Raw genomic sequence first — 16,393 nt, 5'->3', positions numbered from 1 at the left:
GTTACCTTCTCCATTGAAGAGCCTCTGTATACAAAGAGTGGTTGAAGTATTGCATATAACCCGACAATGTGGAATAGGATCGCTCTTGTGTATACAGAAACCGCAATGTTGGGGTTGGACGTACCGCTTCGCGCCAGTGAGCGGGCGTACCGCCAGCTGCGCGGGGAGATTCTCAACGGACTCCTCGCCCCGGGCGCTGCCCTGCTCGAAGTAGAACAGGCTGAACGCATCGGCGTCTCTCGCACCCCGCTGCGGGAAGCGGTGGCCCGACTGATTGCCGACGGCCTCGTGGTCGGCCGTCGTGGACGGGGCTTCGAAGTGACCGACATCTCCGTCGACAGTATCTCCGAGCTGTATGAGTTGCGTCAGGCCCTCGAGGTGCAGGCCATCCGCCTGGCCGCGACTCGACGTGATCCCGCGCCGTTCGTGGAGCTGCGCGGCGCGTTCCTCACCGCGCCGGAGCTTCTGGAGCAGGGCGACATCGGCGTGCACCGCTACTACGCGCTGATCGACGAACTGGAAGACGCCGTCGATGCTGCCGTCGAAAACCCCTTTCTCGTCGGCGCCCTGCGCGCCGTTCGCACCCACTTGGCCCGTATCCGCCGGCTTGCTCGTAGAAATCCGCTGCGACTGCGTGCTGCAGCGGCGGAGCATCTGCTGATTATCGACGCCATCATTGCCGGCGACCCGTCGCTGGCAGCCCACGCCACCCATATTCATCTTCACCAAAGCCTCCTGAGCGTCCTCGCGGCGATCGATGAGGACTCGGCCAGTAGTCGATCTGCGACTGCGGCCGACTAACGAAGGGATCCACAGTGCAGCTTCACCACGTTCGAGTTCACAAGAGCGACGAGAATCTGGCCCGCGAGGACCAGCTGGCCTGGAAGATCGCCGAGGTCGCCGCGGACCCTGCCCTGGTCTCCGAGGACGTGACCGAGATGGTCATCAACCGCGTGATCGACAATGCCTCTGTGGCTGCGGCGAGCCTGACCCGTCGCCCGGTGATTGCCGCCCGCTCGCAGGCGCTCGCCCACCCGCGTTCCAACGGTGGCGACGGCTCGACCGTGTTCGGCCTCGCGCCGGCCCGCCGGGTGTCCCCGGAGTGGGCCGCCTGGGCCAACGGTGTTGCCGTGCGTGAACTGGACTACCACGACACCTTTCTGGCCGCCGAGTACTCGCACCCCGGCGACAACATTCCGCCGATCGTCGCCGTCGCCCAGCACCTCGCCACGTCGCGCGGGCTGACCGGCAGCGCCCTGATTCGCGGTATCGCCACCGGCTATGAAATTCAGATCGACCTCGTGAAATCGATCAGCCTGCACGCGCACAAGATCGACCACGTCGCCCACCTCGGCCCGTCGGTCGCCGCCGGCATCGGAACCCTGCTCGGCCTCGACAAGGAGACCATCTTTCAGGCCGTCGGCCAGGCGCTACACACCACGACCGCCACCCGCCAGTCGCGCAAGGGCGAGATCTCCAGTTGGAAGGCCCACGCCCCGGCGTTCGCCGGCAAGATGGCCGTTGAAGCCGTCGACCGGGCGCTGCGCGGCGAGACCAGCCCGACCCCCATCTATGAGGGCGAAGACGGCGTCATTGCCTGGCTGCTCGACGGCCCGGACGGCTCGTACGACGTGTCGCTGCCGGCGGCCGGCAGCGCCAAGCGCGCCATCCTCGACAGCTACACCAAGGAGCATTCGGCCGAATACCAGGCGCAGGCCTGGATCGACCTGGCCCGCAAGCTGCACAACGAGCACCCCGAACTGCTGGTGGCCGGTGCCATTAAGAGCGTACGTCTCCACACCAGCCACCATACGCACTACGTGATCGGTTCCGGCGCCAACGACCCGCAGAAGTACGACCCCACCGCGAGCCGCGAAACCCTCGACCACTCCATTCCCTATATCTTCACGGTGGCCTTGCAGGACGGCAGCTGGAACCACGTCGACTCCTACAGCCCGGAGCGTGCCGGCCGCCCCGACACGATCGCCCTGTGGAACACCGTCACCACGACCGAAGACCAGGAGTGGACGCGTCGGTACCACTCCCTCGACCCGGCCGAGAAGGCCTTCGGCGGTCGCGTCGAAATCGAGCTGGCCGATGGAACCCGCCTGGTCGACGAGATCGCCGTGGCCGATGCGCATCCGCTGGGCGCTCGACCCTTCGCCCGCGCCGAGTACATCACCAAGTTCCGCACCCTCGCCGCGCCGGTGATGGAGGAATCCGAGATCGAACGCTTCCTCGCCCTCGCGCAGCGCCTGCCCGAGCTCACTGCCGCCGACCTCGGCGGCCTGACCATCGTGGCCAAGCCGGGACTGCTCGAGTCGATCGCCACCCCGAACGGTATCTTCTAATGCTGTACGCCAAGGCCAGCGCCGCCGACAAGCGCGTCGCCCTGCGCGCCGGCCTGTCGAGCGGCCGGATACTGCGCTACCCCGGCGCGTTCAACCCGCTCTCGGCCAAGCTGATCCAGCAGAAGGGGTTCGAGGGGGTCTACATTTCGGGCGCAGTGCTCTCGGCCGACCTCGGCCTGCCCGACATCGGCCTGACCACCCTGACCGAGGTGGCCGGCCGGTCGCAGCAGATCGCCCGCATGACCGACCTGCCGGCGATCGTCGACGCCGACACCGGTTTCGGCGAGCCGATGAACGTGGCGCGCACCATCCAGACCCTCGAGGATGCCGGCCTCGCCGGCATGCACATCGAAGACCAGATCAACCCGAAACGCTGCGGTCACCTCGATGGCAAGCAGGTCGTGGATACCGACACCGCGATCAAACGCATCCGTGCGGCGGTCGACGCGCGGCGGGACCCGAACTTTCTCGTGATGGCGCGCACGGACATCCGTGCCGTCGACGGGCTGGATGCGGCGGTCACGCGCGCCAAGGCGCTGCAGGATGCCGGCGCCGACGCGATCTTCCCCGAGGCGATGGGCAGCCTGGCCGAGTTCGAGACCATTCGGGCGGCCGTGTCGGTGCCGATTCTGGCGAACATGACCGAATTCGGCAAGGGCGAGCTGTACACCGTGCAGCAGCTCGAAGACGTCGGCATGAACCTGGTGATCTTTCCGGTGTCGCTCCTGCGCCTCGCGATGGGTTCCGCCGCCCGCGGACTCGACGCGATCGAGAGCCACGGCTCACTCACCACGATGCTGCCGGAAATGCAGCACCGGGCCGACCTGTACAAGTTGCTCGACTACTCCTCGTACAGCCAGTTCGATTCGGGTATCTTCGATTTCACGCTGAACCCGCACATTTCGACGCCCAGTTCGACGCAGGTCTAAAGGAGCACCATGTCTGACACCCAAACGGTGGAACCGCACATCTATAAAGGATTGACCGGCGTCGTCGTCGACACGACCGCGGTCTCCAAGGTCAACCCGGAAACCAACTCGCTGCTTTATCGGGGCTACCCGGTGCAGGAACTCGCGGCCAAGAAGAGCTTCGAAGAGGTCGCCTACCTGCTCTGGCACGGCGAACTGCCCAACGACCAGGAGCTCGCCGACTTCGAAGCGCTCGAACGCTCGCTGCGTCACCTCAGCCCGATGATCAAGCGCATCATCGACGAGCTGCCGCTGACCGCCCACCCGATGGACGTCGTGCGCACCGCGGTGAGCGTCATCGGCGCGAGCGACCCCGACGCCGAGAACCCGTCCCCGCAATCCGACCTCGCGAAGTCGATTCGTCTGATGGCGCAGTTGCCCGCGATCGTCTGTTACGACCAGCGTCGCCGGCGCGGCCAGGACCTGGTCGAACCGCGCGATGACCTCGGCTATTCGGCGAACTTTCTGCACATGGCCTTCGGCGAGGTACCTGAGCTTGTCGTCGTCAACGCCTTCGACGTATCGATGATCCTTTACGCCGAGCATTCCTTCAACGCGTCGACCTTCACCGCACGCGTCATCACCTCCACGTTGTCTGACCTGTATTCGGCCGTGACCGGTGCGGTCGGGGCGCTCAAGGGCGCCCTGCACGGCGGAGCCAACGAGGCCGTCATGCACACCTTCACCGAGATCGGCCTCGAAGCCGGTTCGGCCGCACGGGCCGAGCCATGGCTCGAGCAGGCGCTCGCCGAGAAGCGCAAGATCATGGGCTTCGGGCACCGCGTCTACAAGAGCGGCGACTCGCGGGTGCCGACCATGCGGGCCTCGCTGGTCACCCTCGTCGACCACTACCAGAAGCCCGAACTGCTCGAACTCTACGAAGCCCTCGAGACGGCGATGACCACCCGCAAGGCGATCCTGCCGAACCTCGACTACCCGTCGGGCCCGGCCTACCACCTGATGGGGTTCGACACCCTCACCTTCACGCCCATCTTCGTCGCGGCGCGCATCACCGGGTGGACCGCGCACATCATGGAGCAGAAGAAGAGCAACGCGCTCATCCGACCGCTGTCCGCTTACAACGGCGTCGACCAGCGTCAGGTTCCGTAGCCGTTGTCTGCAAGCGGATGCCGCGCTGCCAGCTGGCAGCGCGGCATCCGTTTTGGATGGTGTGGATGGTCGCTAGCATTGACGGATGACCAATGATGCCGAGGCTGTGCCCACACCGTCCGTGATCGACCGCGAAATTCTGCAGTGGACCGACTTCGCAGCGGCGTCGCGTGAGCTGGCCGTGCGGGTGCGGGAGAGCGGTTTTCACCCGGATGTCGTGATCGCCATCGCCCGCGGCGGCCTGCTGCTGGCCGGAGCCGTGTCGTACGCGCTCGGCACCAAGAACTGCGGCAGCATCAACGTGGAGTTCTACACCGGCATCGACGAACGCCTGCCGGAGCCCGTGTTGTCGGCCCCGATGCTCGACGCTCCGGCCCTCGCCGGCAAGCGGGTGCTGCTGGTCGACGACGTCTCCGACTCCGGCCACACCCTCGCGCTCGTGATGCGCCTGCTCGGCGAGACCGCGATGGAGGTGCGCACCGCGACGCTCTATACCAAGCCGCGCACGGTGCACGTGCCCGACTTCACCTGGCGGGAGACCGACAAGTGGATCGTGTTCCCGTGGTCGGCGCTGCCGCCGGTACCGGGAGCCCCCGACAGCATCGCGCCGGAAGCGCTCGCCGACGTCACCGCTGCTGAGGTCACGGCGTGAGCGTGCACCTGGTCGGCGGCGGGGGAGACCCGGCGCACGATGCCGAGGTGTTCGGAATGTTCCGAGCCGAGGTTACGGCTCAGGCTTTCACAGCCGACCGCGACGAACCGATCGTGGCCGTCATCACCGTCGGGCCGGGCAGCGCGCACGCCGAGGAACTGGCCGCGTCGCTCGGGGCCACCGCGCAAACCCGCCGCACCATGCTCGCGCCCGGCGACACGGCCGACCTGACCGCTCTGGGCGCCGTTGACGGCATCATCATCGGCGGCGGTGTGACCCCCGATTATCTGGCCGCCCTGCTGCCGATCGCGGGCGAGATTCGCCGCCAAGTCTCGGCCGGCGTGCCGTACCTTGGTTTCTCGGCCGGCGCCATGATCGCCGCCGAACGCGCCCTGATCGGCGGCTGGCGCATCGGCGGCGTCGAAGTCGCGCCCGAAGACGTCGCCGAGGGCCTCGACGAGATCACCCTCGCCCAGGGCCTCGGCCTGCTCGACGTGACCGTCGACGTGCACGCTGCCCAGTCCGGCAGCCTGTCCCGCCTGATTGCGGCGACCGAGGCCGGCCTCGTCGACGGCGGTCTGGCCATCGACGAGAACACCGTGCTCGTCATCGGCGAGGGCGCACTCCGCGTGCTCGGCGCCGGCAGCGTCTGGAAGGTCAGCCAAGCCGACGGCGGCGTGCTCGTGAGCACCATCGGCGCCTGATCTGGTGATGCGAGCCGGTAAATGGATGCCGCCGCGCCCGGCGGCGGGCGCCAGCGGGCGCGGCAGGATGGTCACCGCGTGACCCTCGACGAGCTGGCCGCAAACGGGCAGATCGACCCGGGCTGGGCGCAGGCGCTCGCCCCCGTAGCCGACGACCTGGCCAGGGTCGGCTCGTTCCTGGCGACCGAACGCGCAGCCGGGCACGAGGTTCTGCCGGAGCCGGAGCACCTGCTTCGGGCCTTTCGTCAGCCGTTCGCCGCGGTGCGGGTGCTCATCGTGGGGCAGGATCCCTACCCCACGCCGGGGCATCCGATCGGCCTGGCCTTCGCCGTCAACGCACACGTGCGGCCGCTGCCGCGCAGCCTCGGCAACATCTACACCGAACTCGCCGCCGACCTCACACTGCCGCGGCCCGAGCACGGCGACCTCTCGGCCTGGTCCGAGCAGGGGGTATTGCTGCTCAACCGGGTGCTCAGCGTGCGCGCCGGGGCGGCCGGATCGCATCGTCGGCACGGCTGGGAGGCGGTGACCGACCAGGCTATTCGTGCGCTGGTGGCGCGGCGGCATCCGCTCGTGGCGATTCTGTGGGGCAAAGACGCCGGCACCCTGAAGCCCCTGCTCGGCGACACGCCCGTGCTGGAGTCGGCGCACCCGAGCCCGTTGTCAGCCCGCCGCGGCTTTTTCGGCTCGGCGCCGTTCAGCGCGGCCAATCGCCTGCTCGCCCGGCAGGGGGCGGCGCCGGTCCGTTGGGAGCTTCCGGTAATCTGGAACCAACCAGAAAGGGGAGTGCCCGGTGCTTGAGGAAGAATACGCGCCTCGTCGTCGGCTGCCTCGCCATCTGCGTCCGGAGATTGCGGCCGAGGCGCCGTTCGAATACGAGATGCGTGAGGTTCGGGCGACCGACCTGCCGCACATTCGCGAGATCTACAACTATTTCGTCGCCAACAGCACCGTCACCTTCGATGAAGATGCCATGACGCTCGCCGAGTGGCGCGATAAGTTCTACTACCTGAACAAGCAGGGGATGCCGTTCATCACCGCCGTCTCGCCGGCCGGACAGATTCTCGGGTATGCCCTGGTCAGCCCGTGGAAGCAGAAACGGGCTTACCGGTTCACGGTGGAGAACTCGATCTACCTCGGCGCCGCGTCGACCGGTAAGGGACTCGGGCGTGAACTGCTCGGCGAGCTGATCCGACGGTGCAAAGCGGCCGGCCTGAAGGAGATCATCGCCGTCATCGCCGACCAGGGAGCGGATGCCTCGATCAAACTGCACCGCGATTTCGGTTTCGAGGAGATCGGCCGCATGGGCAAGGTCGGTTTCAAGTTCGAGCGCTGGCTCGGCACCATCCTGCTGCAGAAAAGCCTGAAGTAGGCTCGCGCCTCGGGCCGGCATCTCAGAGCGACCTACGGTGGCTAATTCAGGAAATCCAGGTCTCGGCGCTGATCGCCAGGCGCAAATCACGGGGCGGCGCATCCGCTGCGGAGCAGATTTCCTGAATTGGCCCCACAAACGCAAGCGGTTGCGGGGCCGGGCCGGGCTCCCGAGCGCGGGTCAGCGCGGCGTGTTCAGGCGACCGACCGCGTTGAGCACGGCCCGGCGGGGGTAGATGCTCGCGACCCGGGCGAGCAGCGCGTTGCGGGCGCCGACCAGCACCACGGATGGCGTCACCGACCGGTCGAGCGCAGCGAACGATGAGCGCATGACCTCCTCGACCGTGAGCGGCGTGCCCTTCTTGCCACCGCTGGTCTGGGCAACCTCGAAGAATTCGGTGTCGGCCGGGCCCGGGCAGATCGCCGTCACCTTGAGGCCGCTCGCCCGCGTTTCATAGCTGACCGCTTCGGTGTAGCTGAGCACGTAGGCCTTGGTCGCGCCGTAGACCGCCATGCGCGGCACCGGCTGGAACGCCGCCGTGCTGGCGAGGTTCACGAGCGCCGCGGTATGCGGGTACAGCGACGCGGTCTCGACCAGGTCGGGCAGAAAAGCGTGGGTCAGCGCGGTCAGCGCGTGCACGTTGACGGCTACCTGCTCGCGTTCCCGTTCCTCGTCGGAGTCGAGCACCGTGCCGAAGGTCGCGAAGCCGGCATTGTTCACGAGCGTGCCGATGGTAATCGCGCGCTCGCGCAGGTCGCTGACCAGCTCGGGCACGGCATCCGCTGTGCTGAGGTCGAGGGGGATGACCGTCGAGACGGTGCCGTATTTCTCGGCGAGGTCCACCGCGAGGGCTTCGAGGCGGGCCTGCCGGCGGGCGACGAGCACCAAATCTGCGCCGCGCTGGGCGAGCTCGTGGGCGTACCCGACGCCGAGTCCGCTCGACGCGCCGGTGATGAGCGCGGTGGTGCCGATGGGATTGTACAAAGCGCTGGCCATGGCTCGAGGCTAGCCGCCCCGGACGTGCATCACCAGAGGTGGCCGGTCGCCGCGCCGGGTCGAACTAGGCTCGGCACATGGCTGATCCACACGAACTGACCGCCCTGGAACAATGGCAGGCCCTGCAGAACCGCGAGATCAGTCCGAGCGAGCTCACGGAGCACTACCTTGCGCGCATCGAAAAGTTCAATCCGGCCCTCGGCGCGTTCGTCACCGTGACCACGCACGCCGCCCGCGCCCGCGCGCGCTACGTCGAAGAGCGGATGCCGCGTACCGCGCCGCTCTGGGGCCTCCCGTTCGCCGACAAAGACCTGTACCTGCGCGCCGGGGTGCCAGTCGGGTTCGGGTCGCGGCTGTTCGAGGGCTTCGTGCCCGACGAGTCGGACGACCTCGTGCAGGCGCTCGATGACGCCGGCGGGGTCAGCCTCGGCAAGACCAACACCCCAGAATTCGGGCTCGCTTCCTACACCGAAAGTCTCGCCGCCCCGCCGGCGCGCACCCCGTGGAACCTTGCGCTCGGGGCCGGCGGCTCGAGCGGCGGCGCTGCCGTCGCGGTCGCCGCACGCCTGCTGCCGTTCGCGCCGGGCTCCGACGGCGGCGGGTCGATTCGCATTCCCGCCGCCGCCTGCGGGCTGGTCGGGCTCAAGCCCGGCCGTGGGCGGGTGCCGTCCGCTTCCGGCATCGACAAGCTCGGCGGGCTGGCCGTCGGCGGTCCGCTCGCCCGCACGGTAGCGGATGCCGCGCTGCTGCTCGACGCCATGATCGCGCCGCGAGACGGTCACCCCGACCACCACTACGCCCTGCGCGCCCCCGGCGACGAGACGCCGCTGCTGGCGGCGGCAGTCCGCGGCGAGGGCCGTTTTCAGCTCGGCGTGATGACCACCTCGGCCTGGGACGACGCTTATGACATTACGATCGCCCCGGAAGCACAGGCCGCCCTCGACCTGGCCGTGGCCGGGTTTGCCGCGCTGCAGCATGGGCTCGAGGAGACGGCCCTCAAGCCCGACCCGAGCTACGTGCCCGCGTTCCGGGCCCTCTGGCAGGCCGGGGCGGCGACCATCCCCGCCGACACCGACGCCCAGATCGCCCTGCTTGAACCGCTGACCCAGTGGCTGCTCGCCCGCGGTCGCGCCCTCAGCGCCCGGGACCTCGCCGAGGCGCTCGCCGCGCTGACGGCGTTCGAGCGCTCGTTCATTCGCCAACTGTCAAAATTCGATGCCGTGCTGACCCCGGCCATGGCGCTCACTCCGCGTCCGGTCGGCTGGTACGACGCCGACGACGCCGAGGCCAACTTCGCCCAGCAGGTGCAGTACACGCCGTTCACCTCGATGATCAACGTGAGCGGCCTGCCGGCCATCGTGCTCCCGGTGCACCAGACCGAGAACGGCCTGCCGATGGGCGTGCAGCTCATCGGCCGGCCGGGCGGCGAGGCCACCCTGCTCGCGCTCGGAGCGCAGCTGGAGCGGCGCATCCGCTGGCAGGACAGGGTGCCGCCCGAGCCTGCCTAGGTTGTGGCGGGTTGGCTTGTGGCGGGCCGGTTCTGGCGGGCCCGCTAGCCGCGCGTCGAAACCGGCCGGGACGGCCACCAGAATCGGTCGTCGATCAGAAAGACCAGGGCGGGCACAAGTACGGTGCGCACGACCAGGGTGTCGAGCAGCACGCCAATGCAGACGATCACCCCGATCTGGGTGAGCGCTACGACGGGCAGCACCCCGAGCACGGCGAACACCGCCGCGATCAGAATTCCGGCGCTCGTGATCACCGCGCCGGTCGACGACAGTGCCCGCACCATGCCCTCCCGGGTGCCGTAACGCCGGGCCTCTTCGCGGGCCCGGGTGGTCAGGAAGATGTTGTAATCCACGCCGAGCGCCACCAGGAACAGAAACGAGAACAACACGACGTTGGTGTCGAACGCCGCGAAGCCGAGCAGATTCTGAAAGATCAGGTTCGACGCGCCGAGGCTCGCGAAGAAGGTACCGAGCACGGTCGCTATGAGCAACACCGGCGCCACGAGCGAGCGCAGCAGCAGCGCCAGAATCAGAAAGACGATGCCCAGAATGAGCGGCAGGATCAGGGCCTGGTCGCGCTCGGCGCTCGTCTTCGTGTCGAGGGCCGTGGCATCGCTGCCGCCGACCAGCGACTGCGAAACCGCAGCCGGGGCATCCGCCAAGTCGGTGCGCAGCGCGGCGATCGTATCGAAGGTCTCGTCGCTGCCCGGTTCACTGTCGAGGGTGACGTCAATGCGGGTGAGCCCGCCGGCGTTCTCACCGGCGACCGCCGCGGTCACCCCGGGGGTCGCGAGGGCAACAGCTACGGCGTCAGCGGATGCCGCATCCGGAGCGAGCACGACCGTCTGGCTGGTCAGCCCCGCCGAAAACGACTCGTCCACAATTTTCTGCGCCACGACCGACTCCGGGTTGCCGAGCAACTGGTCTGCCTGCGACAATCCCACCGCGGCGCCGTTCAGCCCGAACGCGAGCGAACCGATCGCGAGCACCGACACGGTTGTGATGATCGCCGGGTGCCGGGCCACGCCCCGACCGAGCCTGGTCCAGAAGCCGGCGCGCGGGGCGGCGGCTTCGGCCTGCACGCGGGGAATGAACGGCCAGAACAGGCCACGCCCGCACACCACGAGGGCGGCCGGCAACACGAGCAGGGCGAACAGAATGGCGATGATCACGCCGATCGCGCAGGCGATGCCGAGCGCGCGGTTGCCGGCGAGTTCGGCGAAGACCAGGGTGGCGAGGCTCAGCGCGACGGTGCCGCCGCTGGCCGCGATGGCCGGGCCGGCGCTCGTCACCGCGGTGCGCATCGCCACATTGCGGCTCTCGGTGTGTAGCAGTTCTTCGCGGTAGCGGGCCACCAGCAGCAGCGCATAGTTGGTGCCGGCACCGAACACCAGCACAGAGAGGATGCCGGAGATCGAGGCGTCGAGGGCGAAACCGAGTGGTTCGGCCAGCGCGCCGGCCACTTTGCCGGCGAGGCCGTCGGCGAGCCCGACCACGACGAGCGGCACGATCCAGAGCACGGGGCTGCGGTAGGTCACGATGAGCAGCACGGCGACCACGATGACGGTCACCAGCAGCAGGCGAAAGTCGGCTCCGGCGAAGGCATTGGTGATGTCGGCCTGAAACCCGACCGGCCCGGTGACGTAGGCGGTCAGCCCGTTCGGCAGCCCGCCCGATGCCGTCCGACGGATGTCGGTGGCCGTATTCTCGATGTCGGCGGTCGCCCCGAGCGCCTCCAGCGGCATCACGCTCAGCGAGGCCTCGCCGTCGTCGCTGAACTGCGGCGTCGCGGCGCGCGGCGCGATCGACGCGGCGCCGAGCTGTTCAGCCGCGGCGGTGATCGCGGTGCGATCGCCCGCGGTCAGTTCGGCGCCGTCCCGGCTCCAGACCACGATCGCGGCGGTCTGGTCGGCCGAGGGAAACTCGGCGAGCAGCTCGGTGACCTGGGCGGCCTGGCTGGTTTTCGGCAGACCGGCGGCGGGAAAATCCTCGGATTCGTTGGCCGGCAGCAGGGTGAACAGCAGCCCGACGGCAATGACGGTGCCGAGCAACACCGCCCACGCGGTGCGTTTGCCGGTGATGAAGCGGGTGATCGCGAGCACAGTTCCTCCAGAACTTTGTGCTCGCTATCCTAGCTAGCTAAAGTCTCCCCGGCTCAGGCTGCGGAATTGTTTTGAATTAATCAAAACAACTGCTAGGGTCGAAGCATGACAACGATTGATTCGAGCAGCGACCACGCAGGCCCTGGCCTGGCCGCGGCCGACTCCGAGTCGTTGGCCGGCATCATCCGATCGGCCGGTCTCAAGGTGACCGCGCCGCGTCTGGCCGTGCTGCGTGCCCTCACCGCCGCGCCGCACTCCAACGCCGACGCGCTGTTCGGCGTGGTGCACGCCGGCCTGCCCGGCACCTCGCTGCAGGCGGTCTATGGGGTGCTTGCCTCGTTCGGCAGCGCCGGGCTCGTGCGCAAGATTGAACCGGCCGGCTCGCCGGCGCTGTTCGAACGCCGGGTCGGTGACAATCACCACCACATCGTGTGCACTCGTTGCCACGCGGTACACGATGTGGACTGCGCGGTCGGCCACGCCCCCTGCCTCGAACCGGCGGATGCCCTCGGTTTCGACGTGCGCGCCGCCGAGGTCACCTACTGGGGCCTGTGCGTGCAGTGCCAGCTCGAGACCGCAAGCCAGCTGGAAACCTCCCACCCCTAAACTTCCTCCGTCAACCTCGCGTTGCTGTTCACAATAAGGAGCACCATGACTATCAAACCCACTACCGACCAGACGGGTACCCCCGTCGCCAGCGACGCACACTCCCTCACCGTCGGCGACAACGGCGTCACCGCGCTGCACGACCGTTACCTGGTCGAAAAGCTCGCCCAGTTCAACCGCGAGCGCATTCCGGAGCGCATCGTGCACGCCAAGGGCGGTGGAGCGCACGGCGAGTTCGTCGTCACCGGCGACGTCTCGAAATACACCCGCGCGGCCGTGTTCCAGCCGGGTACCGTCACCCCCACCCTGCAGCGCTTCTCCAGCGTCGCCGGCGAGCAGGGCAGCCCCGACACCTGGCGCGACGTGCGCGGCTTCTCGGTGAAGTTCTACACCAGCGAGGGCAACTACGACATCGTCGGCAACAACACCCCGGTGTTCTTCATCCGCGACGGCATCAAATTCCCCGACTTCATCCACTCGCAGAAGCGCCTGCCGGGCACGGGCCTGCGCGACGCGACCATGCAGTGGGACTTCTGGACCCTCTCCCCGGAGTCGGCCCACCAGGTCACCTACCTCATGGGCGACCGCGGCCTGCCGCGCTCCTGGCGTGAAATGCCCGGCTTCGGCTCGCACACCTACCAGTGGATCAACGCCGAAGGCTCGCGCTTCTGGGTGAAGTACCACTTCGAATCCAACCAGGGCAACGTCGAGATGGAGGGATCAGAAGCCGAGCTCATCGCCGGCGCGGATGCCGACTACTACCGTCGCGACCTGTCCGACGCGATCGCCGCCGGCAACTTCCCGTCCTGGAACGTCTCGGTGCAGGTCATGCCGTACGAGCAGGGCAACACCTACCGGTTCAACCCGTTCGACGTCACCAAGGTCTGGCCGCACGCCGACTTCCCGCTCATCCCGGTCGGCACCCACACGCTCAACCGCAACCCCGACAACTTCTTCGCCGAGATCGAGCAGTCGGCGTTCTCGCCCGCCAACTTCGTGCCCGGCATCGCGGCGAGCCCCGACAAGATGCTCATGGCGCGCATCTTCTCCTACCCCGACGCACAGCGCTATCGTGTGGGCACCAACTTCACCCAGCTGCCGGTCAACGCACCGATCAGCCCGCTGAACAACTACTCGCAGGACGGCGCGCAGCGTCACCACTACAACGCACCGAGCCAGCCGAACTACGCGCCGAACTCCCTCGGCGGCCCGGTCGCCGACCCCGCCGCCGCGGGCGAGGGCTCGTGGGAGAATGACGGTTCGCTGCTGCGTGCCGCCGCCACCCTGCGCAGTGAAGACGACGACTTCGGCCAGGCCGGAACGCTGTACCGCGAGGTCTACGACGACGCCCAGAAGGCGCGTTTTCTCGACACCATCACCGGTGCCATCAGCGGAGTGACCCGGCCCGAGGTCACCGAGCGAGCCATCGGCTACTGGACCAGCGTGGACGCCGACCTCGGCGCCAAGCTGCGCGCCAACCTCGCCGTCTTCGCCGCGGCTGCCGCGGTCGACGCCGAGTACATCGCCGCGCAGTAGTACTTACCGCCTAACCAGAACCGCCCGGCCTGTTCGCAGGCCGGGCGGTTGTGTGTCAGCTGCTTCCCTGGAGGGGGCGCAATTCGCTCGTTCCAGGGACGCTCTGGGACGATTTGCGACCCCTCGCCGGTGTCGGCGGTGCGATCTCGAACCACGCTGGCTTGAGCTAGCGGATGTACCCGCCCTTTTTCAGGCCCGCCTCGATTTCGAAGCGGTTGTTCAGGGGGCTGCGCCCGGCGAGCGCGTAGAGCAGCGGAAAGACCAGGCCGAACCGTTGCCACTGGCGTTTGTGCACGGCCTCGTGCTCGAGCACGGTCGCCGTGACGTTCTGGTTGGTGAGGTAGCAGCCGCCAACGCAGGAGCCGCCGCGCCCAAAGGTCCACGGTGGCATGCCGCGAAAGACGAACAGGCCGGCCCGTTTTTCGACGCGGCCGGTGCTCCAGATCGAGCCCCAGACCAGCCCGACCGCCGTCGCGTAGAGGTAGCCGGCCCGGCTCAGCGGCGAATCGAAGAGGATACGTCGCATCCGGTCAGCCTAATTCTTCGTCGGTGTCGGTGTCGGTGTCGTTATCGGTGAACCCGGGGCGACCGTACGCCTCGAGCAGGCGCAGCCATACCTCGGTGAGCGTCGGGTAGCTCGGCACCGCGTGCCAGAGCCGATTGATCGGCACCTCGCCGACGATGGCGACCGTGGCGGAGTGCAGCAGTTCGGCGACGTCCTGGCCCACGAAGGTGACGCCGAGCAGCACTTCCCGGTCGAGGTCGACGATCGCCCGGGCCTTGCCGACGTAGCCGACGGCGAGCACCGACGCGCCGCCCAGGTTGGCGAGATCGTAATCGAGAATACGGATGCGAAACCCTGCCTTCACCGCGGATGCGGCGGTGTGCCCCACCGAGGCGACTTGCGGGTCGGTGAAGGTCACCTGCGGAACGGCGGCGTGGTCGGCGGTCGCGACGTGGGCGCCCCACGGTGTATCGTCGACCGGTCGGCCGGCCGCCCGGGTGACGATCGCATCGCCGGCGGCCCGCGCCTGGTATTTGCCCTGGTGGGTAAGGAGGGCCCGGTGGTTGACGTCGCCGGTGGCGTAGAGCCAGTCGCCGGCGAGGTCGGGGGAGTCGCCCTGCACGAGCAGGGTATCGTCCACGTCGAGCCAGTCGCCGGCACCGAGTCCGACCGTATCGAGGCCGAGATCGTCGGTGCGCGCTGTGCGACCGATGGCCACGAGCACCTGATCGGCCGTGACGGTGCTTGCGTCATCGAGAGCGAGGGTGACCGTGCCGTCGTGTTCGCGGTGCGCTGTGGTGGTAGAGCGGCCGATGAGCACGGTCACCCCGTTCTCCTCGAGCGCGGCGGTGACGAGTTCACCGGCGAAAGGTTCCTGCCCGCCGAGCAGGGGGCTGCGGGCGATGACGGTCACCGCCGAGCCGAGCGAGGCGTAGGCGGCGGCCATCTCGGCGGCGACGACGCCGCCGCCGATCACCGCGAGGCGCGGTGGAATCTGCTGGGCGCTCGTGGCCTCGCGGCTGGTCCACGGGTTGACCGCCCGGAGGCCGTCGATGTCGGGCAGCAGCGCCGCCGATCCGGTGCTGACGACGACGGCGTGGGTGGCCGTGAGAACGGTCACCGCGCCATCCGCTGCGGTCACGGTGACTTCTTTGACACCGGTGAGGCGGGCGTGGCCGCGCACGAGGGCGATGCCGGCCGAGTCGAGCCATTTCGCCTGGCCGTCGTCCTTCCAATGGCTGGCAATGGAGTCGCGCTGGCGGAGGGCGGCGCGGGCATCAACGGTTCCGCTGACAGCTTCGGCGGCGCCCGGCACCCGCCGGGCTGCGGCGAGGGCGGCGCCGCTGCGCAGCAGAGCCTTCGATGGCATGCAGGCCCAGTACGAACACTCACCGCCCACCAGGTCGCTTTCGACGACGACCGTGCTCAGGTCGCCCTGGCTGGTGCGGTCCGCGACGTTCTCCCCGACAGCGCCGCCGCCGATCACGATGACGTCGTAACTCTGACTCGACATTGAATCTCCTTCACTGCGGTGGGGGCGCGTTGGGAGCAGCCTAGCCGAGGTTCCGACGTTCGGAGTGTGCTGCCTGGGCGCCCCGGGACCACCTTCGGAAGCCGGGCCCATGATCTAGAGCCTGTTGCTTAATGGGATCGCTCCTGAATTGAATTTTGCTCGGGTGCGTGTCGTTGCGGGGTGTGTTTGGGGGGTCTGGGAAAATGGTTTATGGCCCTGAATTATCGTCCGGTGGATCGTGATCAATCGTTTCTGATACCGCCGGATATGCGTGATTGGTTGCCGACGAATCACCTCGCGTGGTTCCTGATCGATGTCGTGAAGCAGCTCGACACGAGCGCTTTGCACGACAAGACCAAACTCGGCGGCACGGGCCGTGGGGGGTATAACCCCGACCTGTTGTTGGCGGTGTGGATTTACGCGTCGGCCCGCGGGATCTCGTCGTCGCGGCAGATTGAGCGGGCCTGCAT

The 16,393-nt window shown here is 68.0% G+C and carries 16 protein-coding genes; 12 read left to right on the top strand and 4 right to left on the bottom strand.

Annotated features, from left to right (window positions below):
• The first annotated feature begins 105 nt into the window (after positions 1-105).
• The 8 genes from BMW72_RS13965 (at position 106) to BMW72_RS13930 (ending at position 7,157) form a co-directional block, all read left to right on the top strand.
• Complete coding sequence (locus BMW72_RS13965; protein ID WP_092111571.1) at positions 106-801, top strand: GntR family transcriptional regulator; 696 nt, start codon at positions 106-108, stop codon at positions 799-801.
• Positions 802-815: 14 nt separating this feature from the next.
• The gene (locus BMW72_RS13960; RefSeq protein WP_092111568.1) at positions 816-2,351 is read left to right on the top strand and encodes an MmgE/PrpD family protein; all 1,536 of its coding nucleotides are present in this window, start codon (positions 816-818) and stop codon (positions 2,349-2,351) included.
• A complete protein-coding gene (gene prpB, locus BMW72_RS13955) occupies positions 2,351-3,280 on the top strand; it encodes a methylisocitrate lyase (protein ID WP_092111566.1) in 930 nt (309 codons plus the stop codon). The genes BMW72_RS13960 and prpB overlap by 1 nt, the downstream gene beginning before the upstream one ends.
• Positions 3,281-3,289: 9 nt before the next feature.
• Entirely contained in the window at positions 3,290-4,429 is a 1,140-nt protein-coding gene (locus BMW72_RS13950) for a bifunctional 2-methylcitrate synthase/citrate synthase (protein WP_092111565.1), read from the top strand.
• Positions 4,430-4,514: 85 nt separating this feature from the next.
• On the top strand, positions 4,515-5,081 hold the full coding sequence (locus BMW72_RS13945; protein ID WP_092111563.1) for a phosphoribosyltransferase: 567 nt from the start codon (positions 4,515-4,517) through the stop codon (positions 5,079-5,081).
• Complete coding sequence (locus BMW72_RS13940) at positions 5,078-5,785, top strand: Type 1 glutamine amidotransferase-like domain-containing protein (protein ID WP_241984090.1); 708 nt, start codon at positions 5,078-5,080, stop codon at positions 5,783-5,785. The genes BMW72_RS13945 and BMW72_RS13940 overlap by 4 nt, the downstream gene beginning before the upstream one ends.
• A 21-nt stretch (positions 5,786-5,806) precedes the next feature.
• Positions 5,807-6,586: a uracil-DNA glycosylase gene (locus BMW72_RS13935; protein ID WP_092111562.1), complete on the top strand. Its 780-nt coding sequence runs from the start codon at positions 5,807-5,809 to the stop codon at positions 6,584-6,586.
• Positions 6,579-7,157: a GNAT family N-acetyltransferase gene (locus tag BMW72_RS13930; protein WP_174843188.1), complete on the top strand. Its 579-nt coding sequence runs from the start codon at positions 6,579-6,581 to the stop codon at positions 7,155-7,157. Before BMW72_RS13935 ends, BMW72_RS13930 begins: the two co-directional genes overlap by 8 nt.
• 180 nt (positions 7,158-7,337) lie before the next feature.
• Here the strand turns inward: BMW72_RS13930 and BMW72_RS13925 are convergent, their stop codons facing one another.
• The gene (locus BMW72_RS13925; RefSeq protein WP_092111560.1) at positions 7,338-8,153 is read right to left on the bottom strand and encodes an SDR family NAD(P)-dependent oxidoreductase; all 816 of its coding nucleotides are present in this window, start codon (positions 8,151-8,153) and stop codon (positions 7,338-7,340) included.
• 77 nt (positions 8,154-8,230) lie between these two features.
• On the opposite strand from BMW72_RS13925, the gene BMW72_RS13920 reads away from it, so the two are divergent.
• Positions 8,231-9,661 carry an amidase gene (locus BMW72_RS13920; RefSeq protein WP_092111559.1) on the top strand — a complete coding sequence of 477 codons (1,431 nt, stop codon included), beginning with the start codon at positions 8,231-8,233 and terminating at the stop codon, positions 9,659-9,661.
• Positions 9,662-9,705: 44 nt separating this feature from the next.
• Here the strand turns inward: BMW72_RS13920 and BMW72_RS13915 are convergent, their stop codons facing one another.
• Complete coding sequence (locus tag BMW72_RS13915; RefSeq protein ID WP_092111557.1) at positions 9,706-11,763, bottom strand: MMPL family transporter; 2,058 nt, start codon at positions 11,761-11,763, stop codon at positions 9,706-9,708.
• A 105-nt stretch (positions 11,764-11,868) separates the two neighbouring features.
• Here BMW72_RS13915 and BMW72_RS13910 point away from each other — a divergent pair, with 105 nt between their 5' ends.
• Positions 11,869-12,369, top strand: coding sequence for a Fur family transcriptional regulator (locus tag BMW72_RS13910; protein WP_092111555.1), 501 nt, complete (start codon positions 11,869-11,871; stop codon positions 12,367-12,369).
• Between the two features lie 45 nt (positions 12,370-12,414).
• Positions 12,415-13,905 carry a catalase gene (locus tag BMW72_RS13905; protein WP_092111553.1) on the top strand — a complete coding sequence of 497 codons (1,491 nt, stop codon included), beginning with the start codon at positions 12,415-12,417 and terminating at the stop codon, positions 13,903-13,905.
• Positions 13,906-14,071: 166 nt separating this feature from the next.
• Here BMW72_RS13905 and BMW72_RS13900 read toward each other — a convergent pair whose 3' ends face one another.
• Together BMW72_RS13900 and BMW72_RS13895 are read right to left on the bottom strand one after the other, a co-directional pair.
• Complete coding sequence (locus tag BMW72_RS13900; protein ID WP_092111551.1) at positions 14,072-14,431, bottom strand: Fe-S oxidoreductase; 360 nt, start codon at positions 14,429-14,431, stop codon at positions 14,072-14,074.
• Positions 14,432-14,435: 4 nt separating this feature from the next.
• Positions 14,436-15,923: a dihydrolipoyl dehydrogenase family protein gene (locus tag BMW72_RS13895; protein ID WP_092111549.1), complete on the bottom strand. Its 1,488-nt coding sequence runs from the start codon at positions 15,921-15,923 to the stop codon at positions 14,436-14,438.
• A gap of 210 nt (positions 15,924-16,133) precedes the next feature.
• Here BMW72_RS13895 and BMW72_RS13890 point away from each other — a divergent pair.
• Positions 16,134-16,393 (top strand): transposase (locus BMW72_RS13890; RefSeq protein WP_482764168.1); only part of this gene is annotated, 260 nt, incomplete at its 3' end.

The sequence above is a fragment of the Cryobacterium luteum genome, from assembly GCF_900110125.1.
Taxonomy (GTDB): Bacteria; Actinomycetota; Actinomycetes; order Actinomycetales; family Microbacteriaceae; genus Cryobacterium; species Cryobacterium luteum.
The sequence above is the reverse complement of the archived record's forward strand: the minus strand, read 5'-3'. Positions and strand labels throughout refer to the sequence as shown.